Annotated in this window: 17 protein-coding genes and 1 pseudogene; 9 read left to right on the forward strand and 9 right to left on the reverse strand. The window is 64.6% G+C overall.

Translation table 11 applies throughout. The annotated features are described in order from the left end of the window. Positions 1 to 231: pseudogene (locus QYS36_RS21540) on the forward strand (hypothetical protein); the annotation flags it as partial. On the opposite strand, the gene tyrS reads toward QYS36_RS21540, so the two are convergent. Further along, positions 212 to 1,411 carry a tyrosine--tRNA ligase gene (gene tyrS / locus QYS36_RS21545; protein WP_308841417.1) on the reverse strand — a complete coding sequence of 400 codons (1,200 nt, stop codon included), beginning with the start codon at positions 1,409 to 1,411 and terminating at the stop codon, positions 212 to 214. The pseudogene QYS36_RS21540 and the gene tyrS sit on opposite strands and share 20 nt — an antisense overlap. Positions 1,412 to 1,618: 207 nt before the next feature. Here tyrS and QYS36_RS21550 point away from each other — a divergent pair, with 207 nt between their 5' ends. Further along, a complete protein-coding gene (locus tag QYS36_RS21550) occupies positions 1,619 to 3,037 on the forward strand; it encodes a peptidoglycan DD-metalloendopeptidase family protein (RefSeq protein WP_308841418.1) in 1,419 nt (472 codons plus the stop codon). Between the two features lie 4 nt (positions 3,038 to 3,041). Next, positions 3,042 to 4,130, forward strand: coding sequence for an anhydro-N-acetylmuramic acid kinase (locus tag QYS36_RS21555; RefSeq protein WP_308841419.1), 1,089 nt, complete (start codon positions 3,042 to 3,044; stop codon positions 4,128 to 4,130). 58 nt (positions 4,131 to 4,188) lie between these two features. Here QYS36_RS21555 and erpA read toward each other — a convergent pair whose 3' ends face one another. The 3 genes from erpA to QYS36_RS21570 form a co-directional block, all read right to left on the reverse strand. Then, a complete protein-coding gene (gene erpA / locus QYS36_RS21560) occupies positions 4,189 to 4,542 on the reverse strand; it encodes an iron-sulfur cluster insertion protein ErpA (RefSeq protein ID WP_308841420.1) in 354 nt (117 codons plus the stop codon). Between the two features lie 76 nt (positions 4,543 to 4,618). Beyond that, the gene (locus tag QYS36_RS21565; RefSeq protein WP_308841421.1) at positions 4,619 to 5,029 is read right to left on the reverse strand and encodes a polymer-forming cytoskeletal protein; all 411 of its coding nucleotides are present in this window, start codon (positions 5,027 to 5,029) and stop codon (positions 4,619 to 4,621) included. A 13-nt stretch (positions 5,030 to 5,042) separates the two neighbouring features. Next, positions 5,043 to 5,771, reverse strand: coding sequence for a DUF6776 family protein (locus QYS36_RS21570; protein ID WP_308841422.1), 729 nt, complete (start codon positions 5,769 to 5,771; stop codon positions 5,043 to 5,045). A 198-nt stretch (positions 5,772 to 5,969) separates the two neighbouring features. Here QYS36_RS21570 and hemJ point away from each other — a divergent pair, with 198 nt between their 5' ends. The 3 genes from hemJ to QYS36_RS21585 all read left to right on the forward strand — a co-directional run bounded on the left by hemJ (position 5,970) and on the right by QYS36_RS21585 (position 8,424). Further along, positions 5,970 to 6,395: a protoporphyrinogen oxidase HemJ gene (hemJ, locus tag QYS36_RS21575; RefSeq protein ID WP_308841423.1), complete on the forward strand. Its 426-nt coding sequence runs from the start codon at positions 5,970 to 5,972 to the stop codon at positions 6,393 to 6,395. Between the two features lie 137 nt (positions 6,396 to 6,532). Continuing rightward, positions 6,533 to 7,522, forward strand: a complete 990-nt coding sequence (locus tag QYS36_RS21580) for a DUF805 domain-containing protein (protein ID WP_308841424.1) — start codon at positions 6,533 to 6,535, stop codon at positions 7,520 to 7,522. Positions 7,523 to 7,635: 113 nt separating this feature from the next. Beyond that, positions 7,636 to 8,424 (forward strand): SDR family oxidoreductase, encoded by a 789-nt coding sequence (locus QYS36_RS21585; RefSeq protein WP_308841425.1) that lies wholly within the window; start codon positions 7,636 to 7,638, stop codon positions 8,422 to 8,424. A gap of 1 nt (position 8,425) precedes the next feature. Here the strand turns inward: QYS36_RS21585 and QYS36_RS21590 are convergent, their stop codons facing one another. Beyond that, positions 8,426 to 9,907, reverse strand: a complete 1,482-nt coding sequence (locus tag QYS36_RS21590) for an AAA family ATPase (protein WP_308841426.1) — start codon at positions 9,905 to 9,907, stop codon at positions 8,426 to 8,428. A 174-nt stretch (positions 9,908 to 10,081) separates the two neighbouring features. Between QYS36_RS21590 and coq7 the strand changes: the two genes are divergently transcribed. After that, positions 10,082 to 10,729 carry a 2-polyprenyl-3-methyl-6-methoxy-1,4-benzoquinone monooxygenase gene (gene coq7, locus QYS36_RS21595; RefSeq protein WP_308841427.1) on the forward strand — a complete coding sequence of 216 codons (648 nt, stop codon included), beginning with the start codon at positions 10,082 to 10,084 and terminating at the stop codon, positions 10,727 to 10,729. Positions 10,730 to 10,767: 38 nt separating this feature from the next. Here the strand turns inward: coq7 and QYS36_RS21600 are convergent, their stop codons facing one another. Beyond that, positions 10,768 to 11,193, reverse strand: a complete 426-nt coding sequence (locus QYS36_RS21600) for an OsmC family protein (RefSeq protein WP_308841428.1) — start codon at positions 11,191 to 11,193, stop codon at positions 10,768 to 10,770. A 310-nt stretch (positions 11,194 to 11,503) separates the two neighbouring features. Here QYS36_RS21600 and crp point away from each other — a divergent pair, with 310 nt between their 5' ends. Then, complete coding sequence (crp, locus tag QYS36_RS21605) at positions 11,504 to 12,148, forward strand: cAMP-activated global transcriptional regulator CRP (RefSeq protein WP_074888818.1); 645 nt, start codon at positions 11,504 to 11,506, stop codon at positions 12,146 to 12,148. 35 nt (positions 12,149 to 12,183) lie between these two features. On the opposite strand, the gene QYS36_RS21610 is transcribed toward crp, so the two are convergent. From QYS36_RS21610 to ptsP, 3 genes are read right to left on the reverse strand one after another with little or no spacing between them, the layout of a single operon-like run. Beyond that, positions 12,184 to 13,917 carry a PTS fructose-like transporter subunit IIB gene (locus QYS36_RS21610; protein ID WP_308841429.1) on the reverse strand — a complete coding sequence of 578 codons (1,734 nt, stop codon included), beginning with the start codon at positions 13,915 to 13,917 and terminating at the stop codon, positions 12,184 to 12,186. A 15-nt stretch (positions 13,918 to 13,932) separates the two neighbouring features. After that, on the reverse strand, positions 13,933 to 14,868 hold the full coding sequence (gene pfkB, locus QYS36_RS21615; protein ID WP_308841430.1) for a 1-phosphofructokinase: 936 nt from the start codon (positions 14,866 to 14,868) through the stop codon (positions 13,933 to 13,935). After that, entirely contained in the window at positions 14,868 to 17,741 is a 2,874-nt protein-coding gene (gene ptsP / locus QYS36_RS21620) for a phosphoenolpyruvate--protein phosphotransferase (protein ID WP_308841431.1), read from the reverse strand. The genes pfkB and ptsP overlap by 1 nt, the downstream gene beginning before the upstream one ends. Positions 17,742 to 17,892: 151 nt before the next feature. On the opposite strand from ptsP, the gene cra reads away from it, so the two are divergent. Then, on the forward strand, positions 17,893 to 18,882 hold the full coding sequence (gene cra / locus QYS36_RS21625; protein ID WP_308841432.1) for a catabolite repressor/activator: 990 nt from the start codon (positions 17,893 to 17,895) through the stop codon (positions 18,880 to 18,882). Positions 18,883 to 18,909 lie beyond the last annotated feature (27 nt).

Here is an 18,909-nt window from a genome sequence, read left to right on the forward strand (position 1 = left end):
TTTACCGCCTTCGATCAAACCCGATCGAACCATCAACAGAACCACTCAAACCACCCTGTCGATGCCGGCGCATTCTACTCGAATTCGCCGTCCGTGCAACCTTTATTTTCGTCTAACTCGTTGATCCACAAGGAGTTTTCAGATCAGGCTGCGCCGGAAGTGGTGCGCATTATAGGCCGCCACAGTTTCTGGTCAACCGTTTATTTACGCTTTATTCGGATTTCAGGGTAATCCGTGCAAAGGCCTTCTTGCCGGCCTGGCAGACATGGGTGGCGCCGAGCTTGAACACGAAGCTGCGATCGACCACCTGGCCATCCACGCGCACCCCACCAGAGCCGAGCAGATCACGCGCGACCGCGGCGTTCTTCACCAGGCCTGCCTTATTAAGCAGAGCGGCAATCGGCATGTCGTCGGCGGCGAGCAGTTCCACTTCCGGCAGGTCCTCAGGCAGCTCACCCTCTTTCATCCGGTTCCCGGCAGAGCGGTGAGCAGTGGCAGCAGCCTCCTCACCATGGAAGCGCGCGACGATTTCTTCGGCCAGCTTGATCTTGATGTCGCGCGGGTTCGCCCCGCCCTGCACATCCTTCTTGAACTGCTCGATCTCATCCATGCTGCGGAAGCTGAGCAGCTCGAAGTAACGCCACATCAGCGCATCCGGCATGGACACCAGCTTGTTGTACATCACGCCCGGCGCTTCCTGGATGCCTATGTAGTTGCCCAACGACTTGGACATCTTCTTGACACCATCCAGCCCCTCGAGCAGCGGCATGGTGACGACACACTGGGACGGCTGGCCGTACGCGCGCTGGAGCTCGCGCCCCATCAGCAGGTTGAATTTCTGATCGGTACCACCGAGCTCCACGTCCGCACGCAGCGCCACCGAGTCGTAGCCCTGCACGAGCGGGTAAAGGAACTCGTGGATCGCGATAGGCTGATTGCCGGTATAGCGCTTGTCGAAGTCATCGCGCTCGAGCATGCGCGCCACGGTGTACTGGGACGCCAGGCGAATGAAGTCGGCGGGTGTCAGCTGGTTTATCCAGGTGGAGTTGAAGGCGACCTCGGTCTTGGCCGGGTCGAGGATCTTGAACACCTGGGCCTTGTAGGTTTCGGCATTCTCCAGCACCTGCTCGCGGGTCAGCGGCGGGCGCGTGGCACTCTTGCCACTGGGGTCGCCGATCATGCCGGTGAAGTCGCCGATCAGGAAGATCACCTGATGCCCCAACTCCTGAAACTGGCGCAGCTTATTAATAAGCACGGTGTGCCCCAGGTGCAGGTCCGGTGCAGTCGGATCGAAGCCTGCCTTGATACGCAGCGGCTCACCGCGCTTGAGCTTCTCGATCAGCTCAGCTTCAACAAGGACTTCTTCCGCACCACGCTTGATCAGCGCGAGCTGCTCTTCAACCGACTTCATAGGACTCACAGCCACCAGATTCAAAAGGGAACCAACCATACAAGATCGGCTATAAATGACAAGTTCCACCCCATCGCGCGCTCAACCGGCACCGGCCATCACCTGCGGGCTTGCCTCAAGGCAGATTTGGTTATATTTTATACAGTTACTGCATATTCATCAGTATCTTCTTGTCCTTTTCATCTTTTCACTTCAAAAAGCAGCCTTATGACCTCTACAACTAAAGCGCCGCCGCTCTATCCAAAAACTCACATCATCGCAGCCAGCGGCGTCGCCGCTCTTCTCAGTCTTGCTCTCCTGGTGTTTCCCTCCCGCGAAGTAGAAGCAAAGAAGACCTTCCTCAACCTGGACATGGACAACGGCGCCGAGCAGGCTCAGCAGAACCTGCAGAGCAATCAGGCAGACACCGCCGCGCAGCAAGACCTCGACTCGCCGTTCGCACAAATAGAAGGCAATGACGACGAATCGCAGAATGCCGAGCTCGACGCAGAACCGGAGATTGCCGAGCAGCCGCCTGAAGATCCGCGCAACAAGACGGTCACCGTGGCCAATGGCGACACGCTCTCCACGGTGTTCAGCAAGGTGGGCCTGAGTTCCAACACCCTGCATGAGGTGATCAACAGCAGCAAGGAAGCCAAGGGGCTGAGCCGCCTCAAGGTCGGCCAGGAGCTGCAGTTCCAGTTGAGCGAAGATGGCCAGCTGGAAAGCCTGCACAGCCAGCTCAGCGACCTGGAAAGCGTCAGCCTGAGCAAGACCGACAGTGGCTATGACTTCAAACGCGAGCTGGTCAAGCCGGACGTACACGAGTCCTACGCCCATGGGGTGATCAACAGCTCGCTGTTCGTGGCCGCCAAACGTGCCGGCCTGTCCCACAACCTGACCATGGATCTGGCCAATATCTTCGGCTACGACATCGACTTCGCCATGGATATTCGTGAAGGCGACGAGTTCGAGGTTATCTACCAGAACAAGAAGGTCGGCGACAAAACGGTCGGCACCGGCAACATTCTGTCCGCACGCTTCACCAACCGCGGCAAGACCTATACCGCCGTTCGCTATACCGACAAGCAAGGCAACGTCAGCTACTACGATGCCGACGGCAACAGCATGCGCAAGGCGTTCATTCGTACCCCGGTAGACTTCGCGCGGATCAGCTCGCGCTTCTCCAATGGCCGCAAGCACCCGATCCTCAACAAGATCCGCGCGCACAAAGGCGTCGACTACGCAGCGCCGCGGGGCACGCCGATCAAGGCAGCCGGCGACGGCAAGGTGATCCTGGCCGGTCGCAAGGGCGGCTACGGCAATACCATCGTATTGCAGCATGGCAGCCGCTACCGCACCCTCTATGCGCACATGCAGGGTTTCGCCAAGGGCGTACGCACCGGCGGCAGCGTCAAGCAGGGTCAGATCATCGGCTACATCGGCACCACCGGCCTGTCGACCGGCCCGCACCTGCACTACGAGTTCCAGGTCAACGGCACCCACGTCGACCCGCTGAGCCAGAAGCTGCCGATGTCCGATCCGATCGCTCGCCAGGAAAAGCAACGTTTCCTGCAGATGAGCAAACCGCTGATGGCGCGCATGGATCAGGAAAAAGCCACCATGCTCGCCCTCAACAAGCGCTGACCCCATGCTCTATCTCGGTGTGATGTCCGGTACCAGTCTCGACGGGCTGGACATCGCCCTCATCAAACAAGGCGAGCGCACTCGATTGCTCGCCCACCACTACCAAGCCCTTCCCGACGCGCTTCGCCAGCAACTGCTCGACCTGTGCAGTTCTGGCGCGGACGAGCTCGCCCGTGCCGCCGTTGCCGAGCAGCAGTGGGCGCAACTGGTTGCCGAGGGCATCAACAGCCTGTTGCGCCAGCAGAATCTGCAGCCGGACGCCATTCGCGCCATCGGCAGCCACGGCCAGACCGTGCGCCACGAACCGGCGCGGGGCTTCACCATCCAGATTGGCAACCCGGCCCTGCTCGCCGAACTCACCGGCATCACCGTAGTGGCCGACTTTCGCCGCCGCGACGTGGCAGCCGGCGGCCAGGGTGCACCGCTGGTGCCGGCCTTTCATGAAGCGCTTTTTGCCAGCCCGGGTACTGCCCGAGCGATTCTCAACGTGGGCGGCTTCAGCAACCTCAGCCTGCTGGAACACGGCAAACCCGCCAAGGGCTTCGACTGCGGGCCGGGCAACGTGCTGATGGACGCGTGGATCGAGCATCATCTCGGCCATGCCTATGACAGGGACGGTGCCTGGGCTGCCAGCGGCACGGTGCAACCCACGTTGCTGGCGACGCTGCTGGCGGATCCGTTCTTCCAGACCACCGGGCCAAAGAGTACCGGACGCGAGCTGTTCAACCTGCCCTGGCTGATGCGGCACCTGGAGCAGCAGCCGGCCTACCAGCCGGCAGACGTCCAGGCCACCCTGCTGGAACTGACGGCCACCAGCATCGTCACTTCGCTGCAGCAGGCGCAGCCAGGCTGCGCGCAATTGCTGGTCTGTGGCGGCGGTGCCCATAACCAGGCACTGCTGGCACGCCTGCAGACATTGCTACCCGCCGCGCAGGTGAGCAGTACCGACGATCATGGCGTGCCCGCCGACTGGGTCGAGGCCATGGCATTTGCCTGGCTGGCCCACTGTTGCCTCAGCGGCATCCCCGCCAACCGGCCCGAAGTGACCGGCGCTCGGGGCCTGCGAGTGCTCGGCGCCATCTACCCAGCCTGAGCCAAGGCGCAAACGAAAACGCCGCGCAGAAGCGCGGCGTTTTCATGCAAGGGACAACTCAGATCGAGAACGACGAGCCGCAACCGCAGGTGGTGGTCGCATTGGGGTTCTTGATGACGAAGCGAGAGCCCTCGAGCCCCTCCTGATAATCCACTTCCGCACCCACCAGGTACTGAAAGCTCATCGGGTCGACGACCAGGCTGACGCCCTCGCGTTCGACGATGGTGTCGTCATCGGCCACTTCCTCATCGAAGGTGAAGCCGTACTGGAAGCCCGAGCAACCGCCGCCGGTCACGAACACGCGCAGCTTCAACCGCGGGTTGCCCTCTTCATCAACCAGGTTCTTAACCTTGCTGGCCGCTCCCTGCGTGAACTGCATCGCAGCGGCTGGGGTGAAGGTTTCGACGCTCATGTTCTATCTCCCGGCGCCAGGCGCCAATACTGCGTGGTAGCGCTGTATTATCCGCTTACCCTACAAAAGCGGTCAACTATTGGCCATCGTCCAGGCGCTCGGGCAGCTCCAACGGTCGCTCCTGCTCCTTGATCGGCCGCAAGCCGCCCTCGACCTGGGCGCCCATGGCCATCTCCATCAGGCCGTAGTAGAGATTGCCGCGAACCCGGGCCTTGGCCCCCAGCTCGACGTGCTGGCTAGCATAGACATCGCCGATGATCTCGCCATCGATCACAACATGGGGCGCGCGCACTTCACCTTCAACCTGGCCTTCGACGCTGACCCGCACCAGCCCCTGCTCGGTGAGCAGATCGCCGAGCACCTTGCCGTCGATCTGTACCGCGCCCTCGAACTCCAGGTCGCCGCGAAATACCGCGCCTGCCGCGATCAGGCTGGTTTTGCCCGTGAAGCGTTGCACGTCCGCCTTGCCCTTGCCTTTATTCCACATGGCCAGTCATCACCTATCCGTCAGTCCAATCGATTTGACGCTCGACGGCTTTTCCACCCTCGACATCAGCCTTGATACGTATGCGTTCGGGCACGAAACCCTCGGGAAGTCGCAGCTCACCCAGCCGCCCACCATCGGGAATCGCCTGCAGATGCTTGAACGCGAAGGGCATGGTCTTATCGGTCGAGCCCTCCGGTAGATCGCCACTCAACTGGCTGAGCGGCAGGCTCTTCGCCTTGCCGCCCATGCTGCCTTCCAGCTGCACGCTCAAGCGCCCCTGGAGAGGCTTGTCATCCTTGCCGATGCGGCTGAGCATCAGCTTGAAACGATAGACGCCCGCTGTTTCCGTTGCGTGGACATCGAAGCTGCGGATCAGCAGGCCGGTGACCTTGCTGTCCGGTGCCAATACCCCTTTGTAGAACGCCAGCTCCTGTTGCTGCTTGAAGTTCTGTTCCTCCAGCAGCTTGATGGTCAGGCGGCTCTGCTCGTTGGATTGCTGCGCCAGCTGCTCGCCACTGCTGACCACCGCCATGCGCTGACGCAACTCATCCAGCTCGCGCGCCTGGGCCTCGACCTGCGCCTGGGTGTCCTGAAATGCCAGGGCCTGCTGTTGCGTGGATCTGGCTTGCCACCAGTTACCCGCATAAAAGGACAGCGGCACCGCGACCAGCAGCACCACCAGCGCGACCCGCAGACGCCGCTCCTGGGCCCGGTTGCTGGGGCGTACTTCCCAACCTGGCATCAGCAGCGATGCCCAGGCACACGGCACGCACAGGGGCGAGGTGAAATAACATGGGGGAAAAAGCCGGGCATCGGGCGCCTCGAAACTGTTCGACAAGAGCCGATGATAAGGCCCGCCCTGCCTGCGGCCAACCGTCTTGATGACTATTGACATCGTGGGCACTAGTATCGCAAGCCCAAACTACGAAAAGGAACGGCAATGCTTTATCTGTGGATCAAAGCCCTGCACATCGTCGCCATGGTCTGCTGGTTTGCCGGTCTGTTCTACCTGCCCCGGCTGTTCGTGTACCACGCCATGAGCGAGGACGCGCCGAGCCGTGAACGTTTCAGCACCATGGAGCGCAAGCTGTACCGAGGCATCATGACGCCCGCGATGATTGCCACGCTGGTACTGGGCGTAGGCCTGCTGATGCTCGCGCCCGGCTGGATGAGCCAGGGCTGGATGCATGCCAAGCTGGCCCTGGTGATACTGCTGGTGGGCTACCACCATATGTGTGGTGCCCTGTACAAGCGCCTGGCCCGCGGTGAAAACAAACGCAGCCACGTGTTCTATCGCTGGTTCAACGAGGTGCCGGTGCTCATTCTGATCGCCATCGTCATCCTGGTCGTGGTCAGGCCATTCTGATCGCGTCGACAAACACCTCTGTCGGCAGGTGAGAACCACCGCTCAAGCGCGCTAAAACCGACCCGTCCCTACTTGCCGAACGAACGGCGGCGGGATAGGGTCGGCGACCATTCCTCTCCGTGCAGACAAGGACGCGCATGAGCCAGCTCCGTTACAAGATCGTCTTCGATGGCAGCCTGATGCCCGGTTCCTCGCTGGACGAGGTCAAGGCCAACCTGGCCAGCCTGTTCAAAAGCGATCGCGCACGCATCGACGCCCTGTTTGGCCGCGGCCCGGTGGCCATCAAGCGTGACCTGGAAGAAACCCAGGCCGAGCAGTACCTGAACGTGCTGCAACGGGCCGGTGCCCGCGCCCGCAAGGAACCGGACCTGGCCGCCGCGCTGAGCCTGGTGGAAACGGATGAAGAAAAGGCTGCCAACGCCGAACCAGCCGTCCAAGCGCAGGCGCAGATGAGCTGCCCGAAATGTGGGCATCAGCAGCTCACGGCAGCCGAGTGTTCGGCCTGTGGCGTGATCATCGAGAAGTACCTGGCCCGCCAGGCCGCGGCGCCGGAAAGTAGCCCGCCGCCACCTAGCTCGACGGCGGCTGGTCAGGCACCAACGCCCTACTCGCCCCCCAGAGCGGATATCGATCCCCAGGCCGGCCAGGTTGGCGAGTTGAAGATCAACTCGTTCAGGGGCCGTATCGGCCGTATGCGCTACCTGGCCTGGTCGCTGGCCTTGCTGTTCATCTTCGTCGCCCTCATGGCCGGGATCTCGGCCATCACGCTGGTCTCGGAAACCCTTGGCAGCATCCTGCTGGCCGGCGCGGTGATCGGCATGCTGGTGGTCAGCGCGCAGATCGGTGTGCAGCGCCTGCATGACATGGGCTGGTCGGGCTGGCTGTGGCTGCTCAACGTGGTGCCGATCATCAGCAGCGTGTTCTGGATCGTCATGCTGGTGGTGCCAGGCCCGGCCGGCAGCAACCGCTACGGCCCGCCGCCGCCGCCGAACAGCCTCGGCGTCAACCTGGTGGCCGGGATCTTCCTGATTCTGCTGATTGGCGGCCTGCTGATGCTGTTTCTCAGCGGTTTTGCGATGCTCGCCCTCTTCGGCGGCCTGTTCGCCGAGCTGTTGAACGGCAGCTGACAGGACGCACCCCGAGCATTTTATTTGCTTCGCCGGTGCTGCGAGTGCAGCGCCGGCAGGCCGGTTGCGGATAGGCTATGCACCTGCCCCCGCGAAGTGCTCTGGAGAACCTCATGTCACGTTATGCCCTGGTTACCGGTGCCTCCAGCGGCATCGGCCTTGCCCTGGCCGAAGCCTTGGCGCGCCGCGGGCGCAACCTGATCCTGGTGGCCCGCAAGCGCGACGCACTGGAAAGCATCGCCTATGAGCTGACCCAGCGCTTTTCCGTGGACGTGCTGTTTCGCGTCTGCGACCTCAGCGAACCGCTGCAACTTTCCGGCCTCTTGCATGAGCTGGAGCAGAACGGCCAGGTCATCGAGCTCCTGGTGAACAATGCGGGGCTGGGCAGCGGCGGCGCGTTCGTCGCCCAGGACTGGCGCCGGGAGCAGCAACTGCTGGAGGTCAACGTGCTGGCCCTGGCACGCCTGTGCCATGCCATCGGCACGGTCATGGCCGCGCGTGGCCACGGGCAGATTCTCAATATCGCCTCGGTCGCCGCGTTCCAACCCGGCCCATGGATGAGCAGCTATTACGCCAGCAAGGCCTACGTGCTGCATTTCTCCGAGGGGCTGCGCGAGGAGCTGCGCGCCCATGGTGTCAAGGTCTCGGTACTTTGCCCCGGCCCGACCCACAGTGCCTTCTTCCGCAATGCGCAGCTCGATACCACAGCGCTCGAACGCGGCAAGTTGATGTTGAGCGCCGAGGAGGTGGCATTGATCGCCGTGCGCGGCCTGGAGCGTAACCGCGCGATCATCGTGCCCGGCTGGCGCAATCGCCTGCTGACGATCGCGCCCCGGCTGTTTCCCCGCTGGCTGGTGCGGCGGATCGCGGCGCGCATCAATCGCCGTTTCGGCCGCGCCTGACTCAGTTGGCGCTGACCGTCCGCCCGCGCGCCCAGGCCCGCAACTCGGCCAGGCGCTCGGCCATGATCACCGACAACGGCGCGGTGGCCTGAATACCGCGCAGCAGCGTGCCGTTATCGACCGACTGTTGCTGCGCCTGGGCGGCATACAGGGCACTGACCACCACCTGCTCGATCTCGGCACCCGAAAAGCCATCAGACGCCGCCGCCAGCTGCGCCAGGTCGAACGCCGAGGGCTCCAGTTCGCGGCGCTGCAGGTGAATGCGAAAGATCTCCGCGCGGATCTCCGGCTCCGGCAGGTCGACGAAGAACAACTCGTCGAAACGCCCCTTGCGCACCAGCTCGGGCGGCAGGCGGTCGATCACGTTGGCAGTGGCCACCATGAACACCGAAGACTTGCGCTCGGCCATCCAGGTCAGCAGGGTGCCCAGTACACGCTGGCTGACGCCGCCATCCTGGTCGCCACTGGCCAGCCCCTTCTCGATCTCGTCGACCCACAGCACGCATGGCGACATCTGTTCGGCCAGCGCCAGCGCCTCGCGCAAATTGCGCTCGGTCTCACCGAAGAACTTGTTGTACAGGCAGGCAAAGTCCAGGCGCAGCAGCGGCAGGCCCCACAGCCCGGCGACCGCCTTGGCGGCCAGGCTCTTGCCCGATCCCTGCACCCCGACCAACAGCATGCCCTTGGGGATATCCACACCTGCGCCGGCGAAGAACATGTGCTGGCGCTCGCCCAGCCAGCGCTTCAGATTGGCCAGCCCACCGACATCGGCGAAGCGCGCGGTGTCATGTTCATAGCTGAGCACGCCGTCGAGATCGAGCAACTCGAACTTGGCCTTGTTCAACTCCGGCAGGTCTTCCTGGGTGATTGCGCCGTCGTCGCAGATCAGGTTGCGCGCCAGCAACCTCGCCTCGGCGTGGCTCATGCCGCGCAGGTTCTTCACCACCTGCTGCAGCGTGCGATTGTCGGTACGCACCCGGCGATTACGGTTGCGCTCACTCCAGCGCGCTGCCTCCTCACGCACGATGGCCAGCAGCTCGTCTTCGCTGGGCAGCGCCAGGTTGAAGCGCGCGGCGTAACGCTGCACTTCCGGCGGCAGCTTGCAGGCATGGGACACCAACACCAGGGTCGGTGCATGGGCAGCATCGGCCATGGCCACCTCCTTGAGCAGGCGCACCAGCTTTGCATTGTCGGCCAGAAACGGGTGCAGGTCGCACATCACGTAGAGGCTTGCCTGCGGGTCGGCCTTGATCAGCCGCAACGCGGCTTCGGGCTCGTGGCTATTGCTCTCGGCAAATGCCTCGCCGGCGAAGTCGCCGCGCCGCAGACCATCGGTGATCGACCAGGTGAACAGGCTCAGGCCGCGGCGCACCGCCAGGCCGGTCAGGGTTTCCAGCACGCGCCGCTCGTCCCAGGACTCGATCAGCACCAGCTTGACCTTGGAATCGAGCACCAGCCCCAGGTCGTGAATATCGTTCTTCACAGCAACTCCTTATGCCCAAGCGGCAGCCCATAGTCCTGCCAACCCGGCGAGCGAGCAAGTGGCGGATGCGCCGCAGTGGACGTGCCGCACGTTTGCCCCCAACCACCGGGCGTCCCGACCGGCAACCGTCATTTGCGGTAGACTGGCCGCTCATGTCATCGCCGGAGAAACCTCATGGCCAACGACCGCCTTTATTCGCCCGCCGACCGTTTGCTGCTGCAAGCCGATATGGCGCTGCGCACGCTGCTGCCCTTCAGTGGCCAACCCTCTCGCCCCTCGCCCGCCATCGTCGAGCGGGAGGCCGAGCTCGATGCCCGGCAGACCCGCCATATCGCCGGGCTGATGCGCATCAACCACACCGGCGAAGTCTGCGCCCAGGCGCTGTATCAGGGCCAGGCGCTGACCGCGCGGCTGCCGCGGGTGCGCGAAGCCATGGAACATGCGGCGGATGAGGAAATCGATCACCTGGCCTGGTGCGAGCAGCGCATTCGCCAGCTGGGCAGCCATCCCAGCGTGCTCAATCCGCTGTTCTACGGGCTGTCGTTCGGGGTCGGCGCAGTGGCCGGCCTGGTCAGTGACCGGGTCAGCCTGGGCTTCGTCGCGGCGACCGAGGATCAGGTGGTCAAGCACCTGGACGAGCATCTGCAGCAGATTCCCGAGCAGGACGCCAAGTCCCGGGCGATTCTCGAGCAGATGCGCAGTGACGAGTTGCAACACGCCAACAGCGCATTGGATGCCGGGGGCGTGCGTTTCCCCGCGCCGATCAAGCTGGGCATGACCCTGCTGTCCAAGGTGATGACCAAAACCACCTACCGTATCTGATACCGGCAATGCGGGGCGACCCTGGTCACCCCGCGGGTTCAGGCACCCAGTTCGACGATTTCGTAATCGTGGCTGATCTCGACGCCGGCGCGGCCGAGCATGATCGAGGCCGAGCAATACTTCTCCGCCGACAGCTCCACCGCCCGCTTGACCTGGGCTTCCTTGAGGCCGCGGCCCTTGACCACGAAATGCAGGTGGATCTTGGTGAACACCTTGGGATCCTCCGACGCGCGTTCGGCCTCCAGAAAGGCTTCGCAGCTCTCCACCGGCTGGCGGGATTTCTTGAGGATGCTCACCACATCGAAGTTGCTGCAGCCACCCAGGCCGATCAGCAGCATTTCCATTGGGCGCACGCCCAGATTACGGCCGCCGTTCTCGGCAGGCCCGTCCATCACCACCGCATGGCCGCTGCCTGACTCGCCGAGAAACAGCGCTTCACCGGCCCATTGAACGCGAGCTTTCATCGTTGCCGCCCCTCCTGGTAAAAGGCCGGCAGCTTATCACAGCGCTGCATTTGCACCCTGCGCCGCAGATGCTGGTAGAGTTCCGGCAAGAACGTGCAACAACTCACAAAACCGATCACCGGTAGGGTTCACCGCCGATGATGATGCCGTTTTAATGGCACAATCGCGTTCATGAGGTATGACAACGTCCCTGATCGATAACAATCAAGAACAAGGTATTCACACGGGCGCAGCAGTCGTACCGGAACTGGACAGCGTCACCCAATCACGCCTGTCACAGGCCCATCTTCACCCATTTGGAATTCCAGGCATGGTCGCTATTACTCTCACGCCAAAGGTCAAAAACTTCGACAAACTCCTGGCCCATTGCCACCGTCGTCGCTATACCGCGAAAAGCACCATCATCTACGCCGGTGACCGCAGCGAAACCCTGTACTTCATCGTCAAGGGCTCGGTCACCATCCTGATCGAAGATGACGATGGTCGCGAGATGATCATCGCCTACCTCAACCCGGGCGATTTCTTTGGCGAGATGGGGCTGTTCTGCAAGGAAGGCGCCGAGAAGGAACGCAGCGCCTGGGTGCGTGCGAAGACCGAGTGTGAAGTGGCCGAGCTGAGCTACACCAAGTTCCGCGAACTCACCCAGCAGGACCCGGACATCATGTTCGCCCTCGGCTCGCAGATGGCCGAGCGCCTGCGCAACACCACCCGCAAGGTCGGCGACCTGGCGTTTCTCGACGTCACCGGGCGCGTGGCGCGCACCCTGCTCGACCTGTGCAAGCAGCCCGATGCAATGACCCACCCGGATGGCATGCAGATCAAGATCACCCGTCAGGAAATCGGCCGTATCGTCGGCTGCTCGCGGGAGATGGTTGGTCGGGTACTCAAGTCCCTGGAAGAACAGGGGCTGGTGTTCGTGAAAGGCAAGACCATGGTGGTCTTCGGTACACGCTAAAAAAACGGGGCATCTAGCGATGCCCCGTTGTTCTTTCAGGCCTTGGCGGCAACTGCCAGGGCTTCGACTTCAGGGCGCTTGATCAGCGCATAGACCACGCCGGTCACCAGGCTGCCCGCCACGATAGCCAGCAGATACAGCAATGCATGGTTGATCGCGTTGGGGATCAACAGCACGAACAAGCCGCCATGTGGCGCCATCAGCTTGCAGCCGAAGTACATCGACAGCGCACCGGTCAACGCCCCACCAGCGATGCTCGCCGGAATGACGCGCAGCGGATCCTTCGCGGCGAACGGGATCGCTCCCTCGGAAATGAAGCACAAGCCCAGCACCCCGGCGGCCTTGCCGGCCTCACGCTCGGTCTGGCTGAACTTGCGGCGGGCCAGCACGGTAGCGATGGCCATGCCGATCGGCGGCACCATGCCAGCGGCCATGGTCGCGGCCATCGGCGCATAGCTCTGCGAGGCCAGCAGGCCGACCGAGAACGCATAGGCAGCCTTGTTGATCGGGCCGCCCAGGTCCACGCACATCATGCCGCCGAGCAACAGCCCGAGCAGGATCGCGTTGGTGGTGCCCATGTTCTGCAGGAAGGTCTCCAGCGACGCCATGATGCCGGCAACCGGGGTACCCACCACGTAGATCATCGCCAGGCCGGTGACCAGGCTGGCCAGCAGCGGAATCAACAGGATAGGTTTGAGTGCTTCGATACTCTGCGGCAGGCGCAGCCAGCGGTTCAGCGCCAGGGCCAGGTAGCCGGCCAGGAAACCGGCGATGATGCCGCCCAGAAAACCGGTGCCCAGGGCGCTGGCCAGCATGCCGCCGATCATGCCGGGCGCAAGGCCCGGGCGGTCGGCAATCGAATAGGCGATATAGCCCGCCAGCACGGGAATCATCAGGGCGAACGCGGCATCGCCACCGATCTTCATCAGCGCCGCTGGCAGCGTGCCTTCCTGCTTGAAGGCCTCGATGCCGAACACGAACGACAGGGCGATCAGCAAGCCCCCCGCCACCACCATCGGCAGCATGAAGGACACCCCGGTCAGCAGGTGCTTGTAGGGGCCGCTCTTGGCGCCGGATTTGCCGCTCTCGCTGCTTTGCGGCTGCCCTGCACCCTGTTGCAGCACGCCTTCGGCCAGCGCCTTCTGCAGCGTCTCCTTTGGCTGCTTGAGGGCGATGCCGGTGCCGCAGCGATAGACCTTCTTGCCGGCGAAGCGCTCGGTTTCCACTTCGATGTCGGTGGCCAGCAACACCACGTCGGCCGCCGCGATATTCGCCGCGTCGAGCAGGTTGCGCGCGCCGACCGAGCCGCGGGTCTCCACCTGCAAGTCATAGCCCAACTGCTCGGCCGCCTGTTGCAGCGCTTCGGCAGCCATGAAGGTGTGCGCCACCCCGGTGGGGCAGGCGGTAATCGCCACCAGCTTCGGTTTGCCTGCCGCTGGCGCGGCCGGCGCGACCTGCTCAAGCACCTGCGCCTGCTCGGCGGCGACCAGCAAGAACTGCTGCGGGTCGGCCAGCGCCTCGGAAGGCGTGGATTGCACCACGCGCTTGCCCACGAAACGCTGCAGATCCAGCTCGCCGGTCTTGACCACCAGCACCAGCTCCGCCGCCTCGATGGCCGCCGCGCTCAGCGGCGAGCCAATCGCCTTGGCGTCATGCACCTCGACCTGGGTGGACCAACCAAGACGCTCGGCCGCCGCCTGCAGCAGGCGGGAGCACAGCACGCTGGTGACCTGCCCATTGGGGCAGGCAGTAACGATCAGCACATTCATTGCAGCGACCTCTAATTATTGTTTCGACGTGACAGTCACGGCCGCTTCCAGGCGGGCGAGCTGTTGCCGATCGTGAATTCCGAAACCGATTTGGGTGACCGCCTGGGCGGCGACCGCGGTTGCCAGGCGCAGCGTGCGTTCGGCGGGCCAGTCACTGAGCAGGCCATGCAGCGTGGCGGCGAGCAGCGAATCGCCGGCGCCCACGGTGCTGGCCACCTCCACCTGGGGTGGCCGGGCATTGAGCACGCCGTGGGGGCCAAACCAGTCGGCGCCTTGCGAGCCACGGGAGAGCACTACGTGCTCGACACCGGCCGCACGCAGCGTGCCGATGGCGACGTTCAACTGCTCGGCGGACGGCGCCTCAAGCTCGCAGGCTTCGGCCAGCTCCTCTTCGTTGGGTTTGATCAGCCAGGGGCTCACCGTCAGCCCGGCACGCAGCGCCGCGCCGCTGGTATCCAGCGCCACCGGCAGGCCAGACGCCGTCAGGCGGCGCAGCAGGCCGGCGAACCACTCCACCGTCACCCCGCGCGGCAGGCTGCCGGCCACCACCACCGCATCATGGCCAGCGGCGATCTCTTCCAGCTGAGCGAGCAGTTGTGCCTGATGGGCCTCGCCCACCTCGGGGCCCGGTCCGTTGAGGTCGGTGATGCGGCCGTCGCGCTCGGCGAGCTTGATGTTGCTGCGCGTCTCTCCCGGCACCCGCACGAAGGCATCGGTGAAACCGCGGCGGTGAATCAGCTGCTCGAACGGCGCCACATTGGCCTGGCCGAGAAAGCCACTGACCGTGACCTTGTGACCGAGATCAGCGAGCACCTGGGCCACATTCAGCCCCTTGCCCGCCGCATGGCTGGTCATGCCCAGGCTGCGGTTGACGTTGCCCGGCTGCAGGGTGTCGAGGCTGACGGTCAGATCCAGCGCCGGGTTGAGGGTCAGGGTGAGAATCCGCGCCATCACTGCGCCTCCTCGACCAGGGCCCGCACGGCCGTGGCACTGGGCAGCAGCAGCGCCTGGCGGGCCTGCGCCCGGCAATGCTGCAGATCCAGCTCACGCACCCGCGCCTTGACTAGCGGGATACTGCGTGCGGCCACGCTCAGCTCGTCGACCCCCAGGCCCACCAGCAGCGGCACGGCAAGCATATCGGCGGCCAGCTCGCCGCAGACACCGACCCACTTGCCTTCGGCGTGGGCCGCCTCGACGGTCATGCCGATCAGGCGCAGCACCGAGGGGTGCACGCCATCAGCCTGGGCGGAAAGCGTCGGATGGCCACGGTCGATGGCCAGGGTGTATTGGGTCAGGTCGTTGGTGCCGATACTGAAGAAGTCCACCTCGCGGGCCAGCACCGGGGCCAGCAATGCGGCGGATGGCACCTCGATCATGATGCCCAGCTGCAGATCGCTCAGGGGAATCTCGCCGCGCAGCTTCTCGACCATCTCGCGCGCCGCACGCCATTCCTCGACCTGCCCGACCATCGGGAACATGATGCGCAGCGGGCGCCCTTCGGCAGCCTGCAGCAAGGCGCGCAACTGGGTTTCCATGATGTCCGGGCGCTGCAGGGTCAGGCGGATGCCGCGCACACCGAGAAAGGGGTTTTCCTCTTCGGGCATCGGCCAGTACGGCAGCGGCTTGTCGCCACCGACATCCAGCGTACGCACCACCAGCGGCCGGCCCTGCAGGGCATCGAACACTCGGCGGTACTCGGCTTCCTGGGTGGCCACATCGGGGGCCTGGGCGTGGTCCATGAACACCAGCTCGGTACGCAGCAGGCCCACCGCTTCGGCGCCCAGTTCGACCGCACCGGCCGCTTCGCCACTGGCGCCGATGTTCACGGCCACCTCGACGGTATGGCCGTCACGGGTACGCGCCGGCTGCATGCGCTCGCCATGGGCACGCTCGCGGCGCTGCTCGCTGGCCTGCCGCTCGCGCTCGGCCTGGGCCAGGGTCGCCTGGTCAGGCTGGACCCACAGCTGGCCACGGTCGCCGTCGAGCAGCAGATGGCTGCCCTGCTCCAGCAGCAGCAGGCTTTCACCGGCCCCCACCACGCAGGGAATGCCCAGGGCACGGGCGATGATCGCGCTGTGGGCGGTCGCCCCACCGCGAGCGGTGACAATGCCGGCCACGCGCTGGCGATCCAGGCTGGCGACATCCGACGGGCCGACCTCGCCCATCACCAGAATGTAGGGCTCGACCGGCTCCTGCGGCGCTTCGACGCCGCACAGCTGAGCCAGCACCCGCCGACCGACGTCACGCAGGTCGGCTGCACGCTCGGCCAGCAGGGCATCATGCAGGGACTCCTGCTGCGCTGCGGCCGCTTCGATTTCACCGATCCAGGCGGCCTGGGCGCTGGCTCCGCTGGCCAGGCGCGCGTCGACATCCTCGCGCAGCGCCGGGTCGCGGAGCATCGCCTGGTGAGTGACGAAAATTTCCCGGATGCTGGCCTCCTCGCTGCGCTCGACCAAACGCTGGATTTCGCCATCGATGTGCTGCAGTGCGGCGTCCAGGCGCTGGCGCTCGGCAGCCACACCTTCACCGCGCTCGGGGTAATCGAGTTTCGGCATGCGCCGCACGAACGCCGGGCCACTGGCGATACCCGGCGAGGCCGCCACGGCATGCACGCGCGAACCGGCCACCGGTGCGACCACAGTGTCCGTGAGCGGTGCTGCGGGGGGCGCCTCGACGCTGTTCTCGGCGTGCTCGGGCAGCGGCTCGACCTCCTCGCCCAGGCCGGAGCGCACCGCGGCCTCGATGGCCGGCAAGGCCTGCTCGGCGATGGCCGGGTCGGCGCTGAACTCCAGCACCTGACCACGACGTGCACCCAGGGCCAGCAACTTGCTGAGGCTTTTCGCCGATACGCTCGCATCCGCGCCATCGACCAAGCGCACACGAACCTCACCGTCGAACCCCTGGGCGATTTCGCTGAGGGTCTTGGCCGGGCGCGCGTGCAAACCATGGGCGTTGGCCAGGGTAATGCGCAGCGTCGGCCAATCGGCAGGCAGTTCGGCGCCCAGCGCCTCGAGCACCCCACGGCTGCTGGTGGCCTGGCTCAGCACCTCGCCCTGCCCGGCAATCAACAGGTCACACAGGCGCTCGAGCACCTGGCGGTGCCCTTCACCCAGACAAGCCAGGCAGAACAGCCCGGCCACCGGCTGGTCGCCACGCTGCAGCGGCTGCGCCGGGGTGACGAAGGCCAGGCCCGGGCGTTCGACACCCTGCTCGCTGCTCAGCCACCACAATCCATTACCCAGCGGCAGGGGCTCGGCCTGTACCAGGCTGGCCGCGTAACCGGCGCCTGCGCAACCCGCCTTCTTCAGCAGGCGCGCGCCCTGCCAGGTCAACTCATCGAGGTCCTCGGCTTCAACGCCCAGGTTCACCAGCTGTGCATCCAGCGCCAGCTCCGGCGCGGCGCCCTGCAGCAGCGCAAGAATCGCTTCGGCATCCGGCGCCTCGCGCAGGGCCTGGCTCAGATCGCCCTCGCCCAGCGCGCGGGTGAGCAGTTGCAGCAGGTGCAGGTGCTCGTCGGAACGCGCGGCAATCGCAATGGCCAGGTACACTCGCTGGCCGTCGCCCCAGTCCACGCCTTCGGGAAACTGGATCAGCCGCATGCCGGTCTCGAACACCTGGTCGCGGGTTTCCGGGGTGCCATGGGGGATGGCGATGCCCTGCCCCAGGTAGGTCGACCCCTGGCGCTCGCGCGCCTGCATGCCATCCAGATAACCGGCCGCCACCAAGCCGTCGGCGACCAGCTGGTCGGCAAGCTGAGCCAGCGCCTGCTGCTTGTCGACGGCCTGTCGGCCCATCTGGATTTGCGAAGGATGTAGTTCGAGCATGACGTTTCTCCTCAAGCAAGACCGGCTGCAGGCGGGCTTGGCGGACATTCTTGTTAGCTTAGTCGACTCGTTTGCTGAATCGTTTCATCTAGCACTGGCACGTTACCTGATAATGGGTAATCCTTGAAGGCCCGGCAGAGGAGACAGCCATTTGAAGTTGACCGATATTGCCCGCCTGGCCGGCGTCTCAGTGACCACGGCCAGCTACGTGATCAACGGCCAGGCCGCCAAACGGCGCATCAGCGCGGCCACCGTGCAGCGCGTGCTGGAAGTCGTGGAGAAGCATGACTACCGCCCCAACACCCAGGCCGCCGGCCTGCGCCGCGGGGAAAGCCGTTGCCTGGGCTTCATCCTGCCGGACCTGGAAAACCCCAGCTATGCACGCCTTGCCAAGCTGCTCGAGCAGCGCGCCCGGGCGGCGGGTTACCAGCTGCTGATCGCCAGCTCCGACGATCAGCCAGACAGCGAGCGACAGCTGCTGGAGCTGTTTCGCTCACGCCGCTGCGACGCGCTGATCGTCGCCAGTTGCCTGCCCCAGGACGCGCCCGACTACCGCCAGTTGGTTGCCGCCGGTACGCCGGTGATCGCCGTCGACCGGGCATTGGACCCGGAGCACCTGTACTCGGTGGTCAGCGATGATCGTCAGGCCGGCGAACAACTGACTCGCAGCCTGGTGCAACCGGCGCAACGGCATGCCGCGCTGATCGGCGCGCGCCTGGAATTGCCGATCAGCCAGGCCCGCGAGCACGGTTTCCGCGAGGCGTTAATCGGCTTCGATGGGCTGATCAGCGTCAGTCATGGCGAACAGTTCAGCCGCCAGTGGGGTTACCGACAGATGAAGGACCTGTTGGCCAAGGGTGGCCTGCCGGACGTGCTGGTGACCACCGCCTACGTGCTACTGGAGGGCGTGCTCGATGCGCTGTACGAGCATCCACAGCTGGACACCCGCCACCTGCGCCTCGGCACCTTTGGTGATGCGCAGCTGCTGGACTTCCTGCCGCTGCGCGTGAACGCCATCTCCCAGCACCACGAGCGCATCGCCGAGCGGGTGTTCGACCGCCTGCTCGATGCGCTCGACGGCAGCTACCACCCGGGCCTGGATGCCATGGAGCGCGGCCTGAAGATCCGCTTCAAGCCTTAGCCCGGCACGACAAGCACCTTCGCTCGC

It is taken from the genome of Pseudomonas sp. G34, assembly GCF_031119625.1.
GTDB lineage: Bacteria > Pseudomonadota > Gammaproteobacteria > Pseudomonadales > Pseudomonadaceae > Aquipseudomonas.